The organism is Pseudomonas sp. S1(2024) (assembly GCF_046557535.1).
Genome location: NZ_JBKGFP010000140.1, coordinates 1 through 14,447 on the forward strand (window position 1 = coordinate 1; position 14,447 = coordinate 14,447).

The 14,447-nt window shown below is 64.7% G+C and carries 14 protein-coding genes and 2 pseudogenes; 3 read left to right on the plus strand and 13 right to left on the minus strand.

Going from position 1 to position 14,447, the window contains the following annotated elements:
• Positions 1 to 62 precede the first annotated feature (62 nt).
• From ACLCGK_RS32430 to ACLCGK_RS32465, 8 genes and pseudogenes are all read right to left on the minus strand, one after another.
• Positions 63 to 836 (minus strand): response regulator, encoded by a 774-nt coding sequence (locus ACLCGK_RS32430; protein WP_410953667.1) that lies wholly within the window; start codon positions 834 to 836, stop codon positions 63 to 65.
• 124 nt (positions 837 to 960) lie between these two features.
• Positions 961 to 1,431, minus strand: a complete 471-nt coding sequence (locus ACLCGK_RS32435; protein ID WP_013970724.1) for a prepilin peptidase — start codon at positions 1,429 to 1,431, stop codon at positions 961 to 963.
• 294 nt (positions 1,432 to 1,725) lie between these two features.
• A complete protein-coding gene (locus ACLCGK_RS32440; protein ID WP_023661913.1) occupies positions 1,726 to 2,295 on the minus strand; it encodes a DUF4136 domain-containing protein in 570 nt (189 codons plus the stop codon).
• Positions 2,296 to 2,314: 19 nt separating this feature from the next.
• Positions 2,315 to 2,950 carry a DUF4136 domain-containing protein gene (locus ACLCGK_RS32445; protein ID WP_410953668.1) on the minus strand — a complete coding sequence of 212 codons (636 nt, stop codon included), beginning with the start codon at positions 2,948 to 2,950 and terminating at the stop codon, positions 2,315 to 2,317.
• 21 nt (positions 2,951 to 2,971) lie between these two features.
• Positions 2,972 to 3,721 carry a methyltransferase domain-containing protein gene (locus ACLCGK_RS32450; protein WP_015268825.1) on the minus strand — a complete coding sequence of 250 codons (750 nt, stop codon included), beginning with the start codon at positions 3,719 to 3,721 and terminating at the stop codon, positions 2,972 to 2,974.
• Positions 3,718 to 4,023, minus strand: coding sequence for a MazG-like family protein (locus ACLCGK_RS32455; RefSeq protein ID WP_013970728.1), 306 nt, complete (start codon positions 4,021 to 4,023; stop codon positions 3,718 to 3,720). The genes ACLCGK_RS32450 and ACLCGK_RS32455 overlap by 4 nt, the downstream gene beginning before the upstream one ends.
• A 92-nt stretch (positions 4,024 to 4,115) precedes the next feature.
• Positions 4,116 to 4,955, minus strand: a pseudogene (locus tag ACLCGK_RS32460) (MaoC family dehydratase); the annotation flags it as partial.
• 2 nt (positions 4,956 to 4,957) lie between these two features.
• Positions 4,958 to 6,310: a 3-oxoacyl-ACP reductase gene (locus ACLCGK_RS32465; protein ID WP_274396313.1), complete on the minus strand. Its 1,353-nt coding sequence runs from the start codon at positions 6,308 to 6,310 to the stop codon at positions 4,958 to 4,960.
• 118 nt (positions 6,311 to 6,428) lie between these two features.
• On the opposite strand from ACLCGK_RS32465, the gene ACLCGK_RS32470 reads away from it, so the two are divergent.
• Both ACLCGK_RS32470 and ACLCGK_RS32475 read left to right on the plus strand, forming a co-directional pair.
• The gene (locus ACLCGK_RS32470) at positions 6,429 to 7,706 is read left to right on the plus strand and encodes an acetyl-CoA C-acetyltransferase (protein ID WP_023662416.1); all 1,278 of its coding nucleotides are present in this window, start codon (positions 6,429 to 6,431) and stop codon (positions 7,704 to 7,706) included.
• A 39-nt stretch (positions 7,707 to 7,745) separates the two neighbouring features.
• Positions 7,746 to 8,525, plus strand: coding sequence for an AraC family transcriptional regulator (locus ACLCGK_RS32475; RefSeq protein ID WP_039614661.1), 780 nt, complete (start codon positions 7,746 to 7,748; stop codon positions 8,523 to 8,525).
• Between the two features lie 126 nt (positions 8,526 to 8,651).
• Here ACLCGK_RS32475 and ACLCGK_RS32480 read toward each other — a convergent pair whose 3' ends face one another.
• From ACLCGK_RS32480 to ACLCGK_RS32500, 5 genes and pseudogenes are all read right to left on the minus strand, one after another.
• Positions 8,652 to 9,419 (minus strand): methyl-accepting chemotaxis protein, encoded by a 768-nt coding sequence (locus tag ACLCGK_RS32480; RefSeq protein WP_410953671.1) that lies wholly within the window; start codon positions 9,417 to 9,419, stop codon positions 8,652 to 8,654.
• Between the two features lie 90 nt (positions 9,420 to 9,509).
• Positions 9,510 to 10,595, minus strand: a pseudogene (locus tag ACLCGK_RS32485) (cache domain-containing protein); the annotation flags it as partial.
• 168 nt (positions 10,596 to 10,763) lie between these two features.
• Positions 10,764 to 11,174: a Cu(I)-responsive transcriptional regulator gene (gene cueR / locus ACLCGK_RS32490; RefSeq protein WP_023663456.1), complete on the minus strand. Its 411-nt coding sequence runs from the start codon at positions 11,172 to 11,174 to the stop codon at positions 10,764 to 10,766.
• Positions 11,171 to 13,570 carry a heavy metal translocating P-type ATPase gene (locus ACLCGK_RS32495; protein WP_410953669.1) on the minus strand — a complete coding sequence of 800 codons (2,400 nt, stop codon included), beginning with the start codon at positions 13,568 to 13,570 and terminating at the stop codon, positions 11,171 to 11,173. The genes cueR and ACLCGK_RS32495 overlap by 4 nt, the downstream gene beginning before the upstream one ends.
• 52 nt (positions 13,571 to 13,622) lie before the next feature.
• Positions 13,623 to 14,009 (minus strand): hypothetical protein, encoded by a 387-nt coding sequence (locus tag ACLCGK_RS32500; RefSeq protein WP_061303955.1) that lies wholly within the window; start codon positions 14,007 to 14,009, stop codon positions 13,623 to 13,625.
• 145 nt (positions 14,010 to 14,154) lie between these two features.
• Between ACLCGK_RS32500 and ACLCGK_RS32505 the strand changes: the two genes are divergently transcribed.
• Positions 14,155 to 14,352 carry a heavy-metal-associated domain-containing protein gene (locus ACLCGK_RS32505; RefSeq protein WP_410953670.1) on the plus strand — a complete coding sequence of 66 codons (198 nt, stop codon included), beginning with the start codon at positions 14,155 to 14,157 and terminating at the stop codon, positions 14,350 to 14,352.
• Positions 14,353 to 14,447 lie beyond the last annotated feature (95 nt).

Consider the following 14,447-nt stretch of genomic DNA (forward strand, 5'->3'; position numbering starts at 1 on the left):
CCCGCTCCCACAGGTGTCGCGATGTGCTGCAACGCAGCCGCCAAAATCTTGAAGCTACCTGCTTAGTGGGTAGTAAACCGCTGATGCACCGGCGACGAACTGGGTGTCAGTGCCAGTGCCAGCTGGGTGCGGTTGTGCATGTGGGTCAGGCGCAGCACCTGCGACACATACAGCTTCACGGTATTCTCGGTAATGCCCAGCTCACAGGCGATCTGGTAGTTGGTCTGGCCCTTGCCCACCAGGCGGGCTACTTCCAGCTGGCGTGGCGACAGCTTCTCGAACGCCGCTGGCAGTTCGCTTTCACTCTCGTCCACATCGCTGGCACGCCGGTGCATGCCCTGGCCCCGGGCTTTTTGCAGGTCCTGGTAAAGCTCGTCCATCGACTCTGCCAGCTCTTGCAGACGCTGGCTCAACCCGCCCAGCTCGCGGAAGCTGCGCTGGCGCTCCTGCACGGCCTGTTCCTGGCGGCGTACGCCCTCCAGCAGTTCATCGAGGTCCATGGGTTTCTGGTAGTAATCGGCAAAGCCCTCGCGCAACGCTCGGATCACATCCTGCTTCTCCGCTCGACCGGTCACCATGATGGCCTCGAACGCGCGCTGCCCGCCTTGTATCTTCAGTTCGCGGACCAGTTCAATACCATCACGACCAGGCATGTGCAGGTCACAGATGACCACGCCAATGGCCTCGTCTGCCAGGTAACGTTCCACGGCTTCGTCAGTGGAGTGGGCCGGCAGGCAGCGGTAACCCTTGGTTTCGAGAAACTCACACAATTGTTCGACTATCACTGGTTGGTCATCGACCACCAATATCTTCACATCACTGAATGCTCTGGACACGATCAACTCCCTGTCGTTACGCGGTCCTGCTCCCGGGCCAAGCGCTTTGCAAACTAAAAATAGTCGGGGGTAGTGGATTTGTACAAGTTACAAATTCTGTACAGCCATCGGACCACGAGATTGCTCACTGGATCCATACAGCAGTCAAAAGAAAACCGGTGAGCACATAGGGGACGAACGCCTGCTTGTCACCCATTTCCTCGGTCAAAGCCTGCAAGCGCTTTTTTACCTTGGGGTTGAGCAACGTCCACAGGCGCCGGCGGGTAAGCAGCCACAGCAGCACGCTGACACCGGCGCCGATGAAGGTGCCAAGTACGTATTGCGGGCTGGTGGCCAGGGCCAGGGCGCCCATCAGCTTGACGTCATCGGCACCGAAACGGCCGAGCATGTAACCGGGCAGGGTCAGCAACATGACGATGGCCAGCGCCCATCCGGCATCGCTGGCATCGGCGCCGATCCAGCTGCGGCCAGTGGCGAAAAGCCAGGCCAGGGCGCAGGCAGCCACACCCAGGGTGAGCATGTTGGATATCTGGCGTTGACGCACGTCCTGTTCGGAGCACAAGGCAAGCCACAGCAGGAGAACAATGCTTTGCATTGGCAGGTCGCCCTTCCCAAATGTTGAACACATCTACCCGGTCAGTCAGGTTTCCTTAAGTGAAGATAGACGGGAACCTGCGGGGAGTGGAGCGGGAGAGGGAAAAAGGCGTGGCCGGGATGGATTTTGTCGTAGCTGGCACAGGTACGTGCCGTTGAAAATCTTGCGCGATCCCTGTAGGAGCGGGCGAGCCCGCGAACACGGGCGAAGCCTGTGCCATCCACCGCGGTGCCTGTTTCGCGGGCATGCCCGCTCCCACAGGTCCGCGGCGCCAATTGAGTTTGTGTTTGAGCGTTACTTCCTGCTCCCCGGCGGGTAGTTGGCCAACACCTTGGTCACGGTGTTCTGGATCGCGCTGTTGCGTTCCTCGGGGCTTGGCGGGTAGTTGTTCATGATCTGCTCGGCACTGCCGCGCCACACCAGCTTGCCGTCACGCCCATCGAACAGGTCGATCTGGATAGTGGCGACCTTGTAGTCGACGCTGCGGGTTTCGTTGTACATCGGCCCACCCCAGTAGCCGCCCCAGTAGCCTCCCCAGCCACCGCCGTAGTTGGTGGTGATCTGTTGCTGGCGCTGCTCGACGATCAGGTACGCGCGCACTGTCACGTCCGGTCGGGCGCCGCCTTGTACCGGGCGCAGGCCACGCTGGTCGAGTTGGCTTGCAACTGCCTGGCGAATGCGTTGCTCGGTGAGGTCGCTCTTGATTCGTGGGTCATCCGGGCGGTACTGCAGGCCCGGTTCCTGCCATGCCCAACTGCGGTAGGCGGCAAAGTCACGGCTGGCATCGAAATCCTGCTGGACGTTATTGCTGGAGCAGGCGGCGAGCAACAACGCGAATGACAGTAGAACGAGACGGCGCAACATGATGGTTCTCCGTTGGATATCAACTGGGAGGATAGCCGTTGAGCGCCTTGTGCACAGAATCGCGCAGGGCGCTTTCGCGTTCACGCGGCGAGTCCTTGTCGCTGCCGCTTTCGGCACTGGCACTCCATACCGGCTGGCCGCTGCGGGCGTCGTACAGGTCGATACGCACCACCATCACCTGCACTTCGTAGGTGCGCACGATGGGCACGCTGGCATAGCCCCCATAGCCATGGCGGTAGCCGCCATAGCCGACACCGCCATAGGGATACGGGCCGTAGTAAGGGTCGTAGGCATCGTAGTCACGTACCTGGCGCAAGCGCTTTTCCAGGCGTATGTCGGCGCTGACCAGCAAGTCGACGGGGCCGCCCCGGGCGGGACGCAGGCCATGCTGGTCCAGTGCGCCGCTGACGGCATCGGCCAGTTGCGCCGGGTCGGTATCGACCGAGCCACTGGGCAACTGGCCGTTGAGCCAGCTCCAACTACGGTAGTGCCCGTAATCACGGGCCGGTGTCGGGTAGGCACTGGCATCGAAGGTGCTGGCCGCCTGGGCCGGTGCCGGTGGTAACGGGCGGCTGCTGGCCACGTAGGGGTTGCTGCCCTGGCAGCCAGCCAGGGCAAGCGGCAGCACGGCCAGGCACAACAGACGGTAAGGCATGTATTCCTCCCGGCGGGCAGGTCAACGGGGGCGGCAGACCCAGTGCAGGTAGCGGCCGAGCCCGGCGAAGCTGGGGTGTCGACGGTAGGCCAGTTCCATTTCCAGCAGGTCGAGCAGCTCGGCCTTGCCTTGGAATTCCTTGGGCATGTAGTCGTGGAACACCCGCACGCCACTTTCGCTTTCAACCTGCCACATAGGATCAAGTTGCGCCCTGAGTTCCCGTGGATCAAGCGGTTTTTGCGGGGTCAGGCTCTGCTTTTCACCTTCCAGCCGGTTGCTGCGCAACTTGCGGAAATGGCCCTTGAGCAGGTTGCGATAGACCAGGGCGTCGCGGTTGTAGAAGGCCAGCGACAGCCACCCGGAAGGGGCCGTGAGCTGGTGCAGCACCGGCAGGATGCTTTCGGGCTCGGCCAGCCATTCGAGTACGGCGTGGCATAGCACCAGATCGTAGGGTTCGGTCAGCTGGCCAAGCAGGTCTTGCCAGGGGGCCTGGATGAAGGTGGCCGGTTGGCCGGCTTCGGCAAAGCGCGCCCGTGCGCCGTCGAGCATGGGCGCGGCGGGTTCGGCCAGGGTCAGCTGGTGGCCGCGCTGGGCCAGCCACAAAGCCATGTGACCCAACCCGGCACCGATGTCGAGGATGCGCAGCGGGCGGTCAGGCAGGGCTTCGGCCAGGTCGGCCTGCAGCACGGCCAGGCGGATCGCGCCCTTGGCGCCGCCGTAGATCTTTTCGGCAAAGCGGGTAGCCAGCTCATCGAAGTGACGGTCGTTCATCGGGCGAAGCGCCTCTCGCTGTCGGCCAGCTTGGCTCGCACTACCTGGTCCATGTCCAGGCCAAGTTCGCTGCACAGCAGCAACAGGTAGAGCACCACATCGCCGATTTCCTGGCCGGCATGGGCCAGCTTATCGGCTGGCAGCTGGCGCGATTGGTCTTCGCTCAGCCACTGGAAGATTTCCACCAGCTCGGCCATTTCGACACTGGCGGCCATGGCGAGGTTCTTCGGGCTGTGAAAGCCGCGCCAGTCGTTGTTGTCGCGGATCTGGTGCAGGCGTTGGGTGAGTTCTTGCAGATTCATCGGGGGTCTCCTAATGCTGCATAGCTTCTGCGCAGGCCCGATGCAAAGCAAGCGTATACCGCCAAGACAGACATGGTCCCTGTAGGAGCGGCCCAGCGCCCGAACATATGCAGAATCCCTCCATGCCCATCCAGCCGCAGCTCTCCCGCAGTCCCCGCCTCACTGGCACCGAGCACCACCTCCGATGGCAACCGCACCGGCTTGCGGAAATCCACCTCGAAGGCAAAGCCACTGTGCGGCAGGTGCCCGCGCAGTGCCGCCAGGGCCATGGCCTTGCTCCACATGCCATGGGCAATGGCCGTGGGGAAGCCGAACAGCCGCGCACTGGCCGCGCTGAGGTGGATCGGGTTGTAGTCCCCGCAAACCTTGGCATAACGCCGGCCGATATCGCTGTCGGCGTACCAGCGGGTCGCCTCTTGCAGCGCTTGCGGTTCGTCCTCGGCAGGCTCACCTGCCTGGCTTTCCAGCTTCAGCCCGCGCACCAGCATACGGCTGGTCTCGCGCCAGAGCAGGCCGATGCCGTCTTCGGCTTCGGTGACCAGGTCGAAGGTGCCGCCCTTGGCATGCGCTTGCAGATTGCCTGCATGCACCGCAAAGCGCAGCCCTTCGATACCGCCCAGCGGGCGCAGCACCTCGATGCGGTTGTGCAGGTGCACCAGGCCGAGCAGCGGGAAGGGGAAGTTTGGCGCGGTCATCAACTGCAGCTGCAGCGTGAACGCCATGACATGGGGATAAGTACCCGGCAGGCGGCCATCGTCGGTGAAGTGGCACAACCGTCGATAGGCGGCCAGGTTGCCCGGCTGGACGCGGATGAAGCAGCGCAGGCCGTCGTCCGGCAGCTGGTCGCCGCTGATGCTGCGCTTGCTGGCCGCGCGCAGGTACAGGCTGGTGCGCGAAGCCGGGCTGTGCAGGTCGTGCCAGTGTCGGCTCATGCTCAAGCCCCCATCAAGGCCTGGCCGCATACCCGCAGCACCTGGCCGTTGACTGCACCGGAGCCTGGCTGGCTGAGCCAGGCGATGGCTTCGGCGACATCCTGCGGGCGGCCGCCCTGGCCAAGCGAACTCAAGCGTCGCCCGGCCTCGCGCAGGCCCATGGGCATGGCGGCGGTCATGTGGGTTTCGATGAAACCGGGGGCCACGGCATTGATGCTGCCGCCGCGCTCGGCGAGCCGGGGTGCCCACGCTTGGGCCAGGCCGATCAGCCCGGCCTTGCTCGCGGCATAGTTGGCCTGCCCGCGGTTGCCGGCGATACCGCTGACCGAGGCCAGCAGGGTGATGCGCGCGTTTTCACCCAGGGCGCCGTTGTCGTACAGCGCCTGTGTCAGCACCTGCGGTGCCTTGAGGTTTACCGCCAGCACCGCGTCCCAGTATTCCGGGGTCATGTTGGCCAGGGTCTTGTCGCGTGTGATACCGGCGTTGTGCACCACGATGTCGACGCCGTCGGGCAGGGCCGCAAGCAGTTGCGTTGCCGCGTCGCCGGCGCAGATGTCCAGGGGCAGCGCCTTGCCACCCAGGCGTGCGGCCAGGGCGTCGAGGTCCTGGCTGGCTTGGGGCACATCCAGCAGCAGTACGTCGGCACCGTCCCGGGCCAGGGTTTCGGCAATGGCGGCACCGATGCCCCGCGCGGCACCGGTCACCAGGGCGCGGCGCCCAGCCAGCGGCCGGGTCCAGTCCTCGACCTGGCTGGCGCAGGCATGCAGGCGCAGCACCTGGCCAGAGATAAAAGCGCTTTTGGGCGAGAGGAAGAAGCGCAGGGCGCCTTCCAGCTGACCCTCCGCGCCTGGGCCGACATACAGCAACTGCGCGGTCGCACCGTTGCGCAGTTCCTTGGCCAGCGAGCGGCTGAAGCCTTCCAGGGCTCGTTGGGCAATGCTGGCCAACGGGTCGTCGAGGCTTTCTGGCGCGCGGCCCAGCAGCACCACATGGGCGCACGATGCCAGGCTGCGCAGCAGTGGCTGGAAAAATTCGCGCAACTGCTTCAACGCGTCGCTGTCGGACAGGTCACTGGCATCGAATACCACGGCCTTGATCTTCGGCCCCAGACCAGCCACCCATGCCTCGGCCTGGAGGTTGTCGGTATTGAAGCTGTAAAGCGTGTCGGTCAGGCGCGGGGCAATGGCTTCGACCTGGCTCGCCAGTGGCCCGCCACCCAGTACCAGGGCACCTTCGACCGGGCGCAGGCGGCCTGCCTGCCAACGCTCCAGCGGCGCTGGACGTGGCAGGCCAAGGGCATCCACAAGGCGGCGGCCGAGGTTGGAGTTGGCAAAGCCGAGGTAGCGATCGCTCATGAGTGGGTCTCCCGGAAGGCAAGCTTGAAAGTGTGGACCAACTTTGTGGCAAGGTCGTTCGAATGCGGCAAAAACACCTAGGCTGTACGGATCAAATTGTTTCAGGAGGAACAAGCGCATGCGTTCACTTCGCCGGGTCGCGATCCTGGGCGGCAACCGAATTCCCTTCGCCCGTTCCAATGGCGCCTACGCCACGGCCAGCAACCAGGCGATGCTCACCGTCGCCCTCGAAGGGCTGATCGAACGCTACCGCTTGCATGGGTTGCGCATGGGGGAGGTGGTGGCTGGCGCTGTGCTCAAGCACTCGCGAGACATGAACCTGACACGTGAGTGCGTGCTGGGTTCGCGCCTGTCGCCGCTGACGCCAGCCTATGACATCCAGCAAGCCTGCGGGACGGGGCTAGAGGCGGCACTGCTGGTGGCCAACAAGATTGCCCTGGGGCAGATCGACTGCGGCATAGCCGGCGGTGTGGACACCACCTCCGATGCGCCGATTGCGGTCAACGAAGGCCTGCGCCACATCCTGTTGCAGGCCAACCGTGGCAAGAGCTTGGGCGAACGGCTCAAGCCATTTCTCAAGCTGCGTCCTCACCACCTGAAACCCGAATTACCGCGCAACGGTGAGCCGCGCACCGGTTTGTCTATGGGCGAGCATTGCGAACGCATGGCCCAGGCCTGGCGCATTGGCCGTGCCGAGCAGGACGAGCTGGCGCTGCTGAGCCACCAGGCGCTGGCTGCCGCGTACGCCGAAGGGTGGCAGGATGACCTGCTGACGCCGTTTCTGTCGTTGACCCGTGATAACAACCTGCGCCCCGACCTGACGCTGGAACAATTGGCCAAGCTCAAGCCAGCCTTCGACCGCAGCGGGCAGGGCACGCTGACGGCGGGCAACTCCACACCGCTGACCGATGGTGCTTCGCTAGTGTTGCTGGGCAGCGAGGAATGGGCCGAGCAGCAGGGGCTATCGGTGCTGGCCTATCTGGTCGATGGTGAAACCGCTGCGGTGGATTTCGTTACTGGTCGCGAAGGGCTGTTGATGGCGCCGGTGTATGCGGTGCCGCGGCTGTTGGCGCGCAATGGCCTGACGCTGCAGGACTTTGACTATTACGAGATTCACGAAGCCTTTGCTGCCCAGGTGCTGTGCACGCTCAAGGCCTGGGAAGATGCCGATTATTGCCGCGAACGGCTGGGGCTGGATGCGCCGCTCGGGGCGATTGACCGCAGCAAGCTCAACGTCAAGGGCAGTTCGCTGGCGGCCGGGCACCCGTTTGCCGCGACCGGGGGGCGGATATTGGCCAACCTGGCCAAGCTGCTGGCGAGGTCGGGGAAGGGGCGGGGGTTGATATCGATCTGCGCTGCGGGTGGGCAGGGGGTGACCGTCATCGTCGAGCGCTGAGCTGTTAGGCTTGTCTGGTCAGAACTAAAAGAAACCACCATGCCCATCATCGGACACCCCCGCCCCATTCCGGCGCTGGACCACCTGCCCAGGCCGCTCTATGCCCGTGCCGAAAGCCTCGGCGCCGGCTCCTGGACCACCCGCCACCAGCACGACTGGGTGCAGTTTTCCTATGCCATCAGCGGCGTCCTCGGGGTGTATACCCAGGAAGGCAGCTACTTCGCCCCGCCCCAGTGGGGCGTGTGGATACCAGCCGATGCCGAACACGAAGTGGTCACCTCTATGCAGGCCGAAATGCGCAGCCTTTACGTGCGCCGGGATGCCTGCCCGTGGGCCCCGGAGCAATGCCGGGTACTGGAAGTGACCCCGTTGGCGCGCGAACTGATCAAGCAGTTCTGCCTGTTCCCGGCAGACTACCCGGAGGGTGACAGCGCCGAGGCGCGGCTGGTGGCGGTGTTGCTCGACCAGTTGCGCATGCTGCCCGAGGTCGGTTTTTCGCTGCCACTGCCACGGCACCCGGGGTTGCTGGCGCTGTGCAATGGGCTGATCGCTGCACCGGACCAGTCGCAGACCTTGCAGCAGTGGGCGCGAGAACTGGGGTGCTCGGAGAAGACGCTGATGCGGCTGTTCCAGCGGGAGACGGGCTTGAGTTTTCGCAACTGGCGGCAGCGTATGCGGCTGTTGTCATCGCTGGCGCTGCTGGAGGCGGGGGAGAGTGTGACCGAGGCGGCGTTGGGGTGTGGGTATGACTCCACCTCGGCTTACATTGCGGCGTTCAAGCAATTGTTCGGTGCGACGCCGGGGGAATTGAGGCTTTAGTGATTGGTCGCCTGTGCCGTCCTCTTCGCGGGCGCGCCCGCTCCCACAGGATCGCCGCAGCTTTGCAAGCTGTGCAGTACCTGTGGGAGCGGGCGTGCCCGCGAAGAGGCCGGCGCAGGCAACACATCAGGTACGGAACCTGCGCACCAGTGCATCCAGCTCATTGGACAACCCGGCCAGGCTCTCCGAATCCATCCGCGCCGCCTGGGCCAGTTCGGCCACCAGTTGCGCATCGCCGTGAATCTGGCTGATGTGCCGGTTGATGTCTTCGGCCACCTGATGCTGCTCTTCGGCCGCCGTGGCAATCTGGGTGTTCATGTCGCGGATCACATCCACCGACTCGCGGATCTGCCCGAAGCTGTCACGGGCCAGGCCGATGCGGCTCACCGACTGCTGCGAAACCTCCAGGCTGGCGTGCATCTGTGCGGCCACCTCGGCAGTGCGGTTGGCCAGGTTGCCCAGCAGGCCGTCGATCTCTGCGGTGGAGTCGGCAGTGCGCTTGGCCAGCGCCCGCACTTCGTCGGCAACCACGGCAAAGCCACGGCCCTGCTCGCCGGCACGGGCCGCTTCGATGGCGGCGTTGAGCGCCAGCAGGTTGGTCTGCTCGGCAATCGAGCGGATGGTGCCAAGGATTGACTGGATGGCGTTGCTGTCACGCTCCAGCTGCTGGATCGACTGTGCCGACTGCTCGATCTCCTGGCTCAGGCGGTCAACGCTATGTACCGCGGCATCGATCTGCTGCTGGCCTTCGCGGGCCTGTTGCTGGCCGCTGTCGGCCGACTGTGCCGCCTGGCTGCAGGAACGTGCCACTTCGTTGGCGGTGGCGACCATTTCGTGGAAGGCGGTAGAGACCATGTCCACCGCTTCGCGCTGGCGGCCTGCTGCTTCGGCCATGTCGCTGGAAACGCGGGTCGAGCTGCTGGAGGTGCTGAGGATCTTGCTGGCGGCAGCACCGATGTGCTGGATCAGGCTGCGAATGGCACCGAGGAACTGGTTGAACCAGCTGGCCAGTTGTGCGGTTTCGTCGCGGCCACGGATCTCCAGGTTGCGGGTCAGGTCGCCCTCGCCTTGGGCGATATCTTCCAGGCCACTGGTGACGCTGTTGATCGGGCGTACGATCAGCTTGGCGAAGGTGGCACCGACCACGGCGAACAGCGCGGCCAGTACCAGGGCCACCACGCCGATCAGCCAGGTCAGGCGGGTGGTGGTCTGCATCACTTCGCTTTGTTCGATCAGGCCGATCAGGGTCCAGCCCAGCTGTTCGTCCGGGTAGATGTTGGCCATGTAGCGCACGCCATTCAGCTCCACTTCGGCCAGCCCCTTGCCGTGCTTGGCCAGCTCGGCGTACCCGTCGCCAAAGCTCGCCAGTTGCTTGAAGTTATGCTTGGCGTCCCGAGGGTCGACCAGTACGTTGCCGTTGTTCTCCACCAGTAGCACGTAGCCGCTTTCGCCCAGCTTGATCTGCTGGACGATCTCGGTGAGGCCTTTGAGCGAGACGTCGACGTTGACCACGCCGCCAGGGTTGCCCAATTGGTTGGCGACGGTGCGCACGGTGCTGACCAGCACGGCGTCGTCGGCAGCCCAGTAGTAGGCGCCGGTACGCAAGGTCTTGCCAGGGTTGGCCATTGCCAATTGGTACCAGGGTCGGGTGCGCGGGTCGTAATTGACGAACTTCTGCCCGGCCGGCCAGCCGACATAGCCACCGTCATTCACCCCATAGGACAGGTACGCATAGCTGGGATGCGTGGTGGCCAGGCGGGTCATGAACTCCAGCAGCTTGTTGGCCTGGTCGCCCAATTCGTAGGACGGGGTTGCGCTCATGTACTTGTTCAGTTCGCTACCCGTGGCGGCGACCATCGGCTGCGCAGCCAGATACTCGACGTTCTGGTTGATGCCCTGGAAGAAGATGTTCATCGCGTTGCTGACCTGGCGGATTTCCCGGCTGCTGCCATCGAGGAATCCGTCGCGGGCTTCGCCACGCAGATTGAGGACCACAAGGGTGGCCACTAGGACGATGGGCAAGCCGGCGATGACCGCGAATGCCCAGGTCAGTTTCTGTTTGATGCTCATCGACGCTCCCGGATTTGTTATTTTCGACACACGAGGCAGGTAACAATTGCATCGGCAGCATCCGTGTTTAATGTAGGAAAACGCCCGTATTTATTGGATAAAGTCGCAGTTGGTGACTATTCGGTCGTGTTTGGACGTATATGGCATACCAAAAGCGTTGCGGGTGGCTCAGTGACAGCAGCCACCAGCAGTGCCATTGGCCAGATCCTTGAGGATCGGGCAGTCCGGGCGCTCGTCTCCCTGGCAGTGCGATACCAGTTCGCCAAGGGTGTCGCGCAGGCTCACCAGTTCTTCGATGCGCCGGTTCAGCTCATCGATGTGCTGCATGGCCAGCGCTTTCACATCGGCGCTGGCACGCTGGCGGTCCTGCCACAAGGTCAACAGCTTGCCGACCTCCTCGAGGGAAAAGCCCAGGTCGCGGGAGCGCTTGATGAAGGCCAGGCTGTGCAAGTCTTCCGCCTGGTAAAGGCGGTAGCCGCTGTCACTGCGCGTGGCGGGTTTGAGCAGGCCGATGGACTCGTAGTAACGGATCATCTTGGTGCTGAGCCCGCTGCGGCGGGCGGCCTGGCCTATGTTCATGGGGCCTCCTGGGTGTTGCTGGTGGGTTTCCACGCCTTGAGCCACAGTGCGTTGCTCACCACGCTGACGCTGGACAGGGCCATGGCGGCGCCGGCCAGTACCGGGTTGAGGTAACCCAGCGCGGCCAGCGGGATGCCGATCAGGTTATAGATGAACGCCCAGAACAGGTTCTGGCGGATCTTCGCATAGGTCTTGCGGCTGATCTCCAGGGCGGCCGGTACCAGGCGTGGGTCGCCGCGCATCAGGGTGATGCCGGCGGCCTGCATGGCCACGTCGGTACCGCCCCCCATGGCAATGCCGATATCGGCGGCGGCCAGCGCCGGCGCATCATTGATGCCATCCCCGACCATGGCGACCACGCCATCCTGCTTGAGTGCAGTCACGGTCGCGGCCTTGTCGGCCGGCAGCACTTCGGCATGCACGTCGTCGATGCCCAGGGCATCGGCCACCACTTTGGCGCTGCCGCGGTTGTCGCCGGTCAGCAGGTGGCTGCTGATGTGTTGCGCATGCAGGGTATCGATTGCCTGCGCGGCGCCGGGCTTGAGGCTGTCACCAAAGGCGAACAAGCCCAGCACACGCGGCTGCGCGCCGCGTTCGATAAGCCATGACAGAGTGCGCCCCTCGGCTTCCCAGGCCTGGGCCTTGGCGGCCAGGTCGCCGGGTGGCAGGGCGCTTTCATCGAGCAGGCGGCGGTTGCCCAGGGCCAACTCGCGGCCTTCCACGCGCCCGGCAATACCACGCCCGGTCAGCGACTGGCTGTCGGCAACGCCAGGCACGTCCAGGCCCTTTTCGGCACAGGCATCCAGTACCGCCTTGGCCAGCGGGTGTTCGCTGCCGCGCTGCAGGGCACCGGCCAGGCGGTGCAGGTCGGCGCTGCTGCCCACCTGCGCCTGGCTGTGGACAACGCGCGGGCTGCCGGAGGTGAGGGTGCCGGTCTTGTCGAACACCACGCGGTTGACCGCATGGGCGCGCTCCAGGGCTTCGGCGTCCTTGATCAGGATGCCATGGCGGGCGGCGACCCCGGTGCCGGCCATGATCGCGGCGGGTGTGGCCAGGCCGAGGGCGCAGGGGCAGGCGATGACCAGTACCGCGACGGCATTGATCAGCGCGGTTTCCAGTGGCGCGCCAGCCAGCCACCAACCGACCAGGGTGATCAGCGCCAGTACCAGCACGGCCGGGACGAATACCTGGCTGACCCGGTCGACCAGCTTCTGGATCGGTGCCTTGGCCGCCTGGGCGTCTTCCACCAGGCGGATGATGCGTGCCAGCACGGTTTCGGTACCCAGTGCCTGGGTGCGTACCAGCAGCCGGCCTTCGCCGTTGATAGCGCCACCGGTGACCCTGTCCCCTGGCTGCTTGGGCACCGGCAGGCTCTCGCCGCTGATCAAGGCTTCATCGGCATGGCTGCTGCCGTCTTCCACCACGCCATCGACCGGGAAGCGCTCGCCGGGTTTGACCAGTACCAGGTCGCCGAGGCGCAGTTGTGCAATGGCCACGTCCTCTTCCTGGCCATCGACCAGGCGCACGGCCCGTTCCGGGCGAAGGGCTTCGAGGGCACGGATGGCGCTGGCAGTCTGGCGCTTGGCACGGCTTTCCAGGTACTTGCCCAGCAGCACCAGGGCAATCACCACGGCCGAAGCTTCGAAGTACAGGTGAGGGGCCATGCCGGCGGGGGCTTGCGCCCACTGGTACAGGCTCAGGCCGTAGCCGGCGCTGGTGCCCAGGGCTACCAGCAGGTCCATGTTGCCAGTCCCGGCGCGCACGGCTTTCCAGGCGGCCACGTAGAACCGCGCGCCGAGAATGAACTGCACCGGTGTGGCCAGCAGGAACTGCACCCACGCTGGCAACATCCAGTGCACGCCAAACGGCTGCACCAGCATTGGCACCACCAACGGCAGGGCGAGCAGCAACGCTGCGCCGACCGCCAGGCGTTCGTTACGCAGGCGGTGCTGGGCAGCGTGCTGGTCGTCCTTGGCGGTTTGCGGCAGGCTGGCGCTGTAGCCGGCCTTTTGCACGGCGTCGATCAGCAGGTTGTCGTCGAGGGCCGCGAGCACTTCGAGGTGAGCGCGTTCGCTGGCCAGGTTGACGCTGACCCGTTCAACACCCGGCAGCTTGCCGAGAGCGCGCTCTACGCGGCCGACGCAACTGGCGCAGGTCATGCCGCCAATCTGCAGTTCGACGGTGCGGGTGGGCACGCCATAGCCGGCTTCGCGTATGGCCTCGACCAGCGCGGGCAGACTGTTGGCCGGGGCCTGGACCCGGGCCTGTTCGGTGGCGAGGTTGACGTTGACCTGTTCAGTGCCGGTGACCTTGCGCAGGGCGCGTTCGACCCGGCCGGCACAACTGGCGCAGGTCATGCCGGAGATCGGCAGGTCGTATGTGGTGGATGCGGGCATGGCTCTCCTCCTTGGACAGGCCTCCAGCATCAACCTTGCCACGCAGGTAAGGTCAATAGCCCAGGCCGGCTCGCTTCAACTCCAGCCCATATTGCCCCATGGCGATGCGGTATTTGTTGATCTGGCCCGCCTGCAGGTTCAGTCGCGTGCTGCGTTGGTCCTCGACACCCGGGGCGCAGCCGGGCATTTGCCCGGGCAGCAGGCGCAGGCGCACGTCCACCGGGCCGGGCGGCAGGTTGAACGAGGTGGACTGCTCCTGGAACACGCGCCCGGAGAGCTGGTCGTTGAGGTAGATGCCGATTTCGCAACTGGTGGCCACTTCCAGACGCTCCCGGGAAATGATCAGCACGCTGTAGTCCGAGTTGCCCTCGGCGCTGGCCGGTGGCACCGCAGCCAGCGTGCTCAATAGCCCGACGACGCCCAATGCTGCCCTGAACATGAAGAATCTCCTGCTTGCCTGATCATCAAAGGCGCAGCTTGGCCGACGCGCGCGCGGATTTCCACCCCGGCTGGTGTTGGCAAGTCTTGACCTTGCCCCGATGGCAAGCTTGAGACTTGTGGAAAACCTGAAGGAGGTAACCCCCATGCAAGTGTTCAATGTACAAGGCATGACCTGTGGCCATTGCGTGAAAGCCGTGACCCGGGCGGTGCAGGAACAGGATGCCGCGGCCAAGGTGGAGGTCGATCTGGCGGCCAGGCAGGTACGGGTGCAGAGCGAGTTGGCTCAGGAGCAGATCCTCACGGCCATTCGCGATGAGGGTTATCAGGTCGAGGCGGCCTGAATACTGACCTGTGGGAGCGGGCGTGCCCGCGAACACCGGCGTAGCCGGTGCCATCCACCGCGCCGCCTGATTCGCGGGCACGCCCGCTCCCACAG

Coding starts and splice junctions, on each gene's coding strand:
- ACLCGK_RS32435 (WP_013970724.1), bottom strand. CDS start 1,431: ATGCAAAGCATTGTTCTCCTGCTGTGGCTTGCCTTGTGCTCCGAACAG.
- ACLCGK_RS32440 (WP_023661913.1), bottom strand. CDS start 2,295: ATGTTGCGCCGTCTCGTTCTACTGTCATTCGCGTTGTTGCTCGCCGCC.
- ACLCGK_RS32445 (WP_410953668.1), bottom strand. CDS start 2,950: ATGCCTTACCGTCTGTTGTGCCTGGCCGTGCTGCCGCTTGCCCTGGCT.
- ACLCGK_RS32450 (WP_015268825.1), bottom strand. CDS start 3,721: ATGAACGACCGTCACTTCGATGAGCTGGCTACCCGCTTTGCCGAAAAG.
- ACLCGK_RS32455 (WP_013970728.1), bottom strand. CDS start 4,023: ATGAATCTGCAAGAACTCACCCAACGCCTGCACCAGATCCGCGACAAC.
- ACLCGK_RS32465 (WP_274396313.1), bottom strand. CDS start 6,310: ATGAGCGATCGCTACCTCGGCTTTGCCAACTCCAACCTCGGCCGCCGC.
- ACLCGK_RS32470 (WP_023662416.1), top strand. CDS start 6,429: ATGCGTTCACTTCGCCGGGTCGCGATCCTGGGCGGCAACCGAATTCCC.
- ACLCGK_RS32475 (WP_039614661.1), top strand. CDS start 7,746: ATGCCCATCATCGGACACCCCCGCCCCATTCCGGCGCTGGACCACCTG.
- ACLCGK_RS32480 (WP_410953671.1), bottom strand. CDS start 9,419: ATGGCCGAAGCAGCAGGCCGCCAGCGCGAAGCGGTGGACATGGTCTCT.
- cueR (WP_023663456.1), bottom strand. CDS start 11,174: ATGAACATAGGCCAGGCCGCCCGCCGCAGCGGGCTCAGCACCAAGATG.
- ACLCGK_RS32495 (WP_410953669.1), bottom strand. CDS start 13,570: ATGCCCGCATCCACCACATACGACCTGCCGATCTCCGGCATGACCTGC.
- ACLCGK_RS32500 (WP_061303955.1), bottom strand. CDS start 14,009: ATGTTCAGGGCAGCATTGGGCGTCGTCGGGCTATTGAGCACGCTGGCT.
- ACLCGK_RS32505 (WP_410953670.1), top strand. CDS start 14,155: ATGCAAGTGTTCAATGTACAAGGCATGACCTGTGGCCATTGCGTGAAA.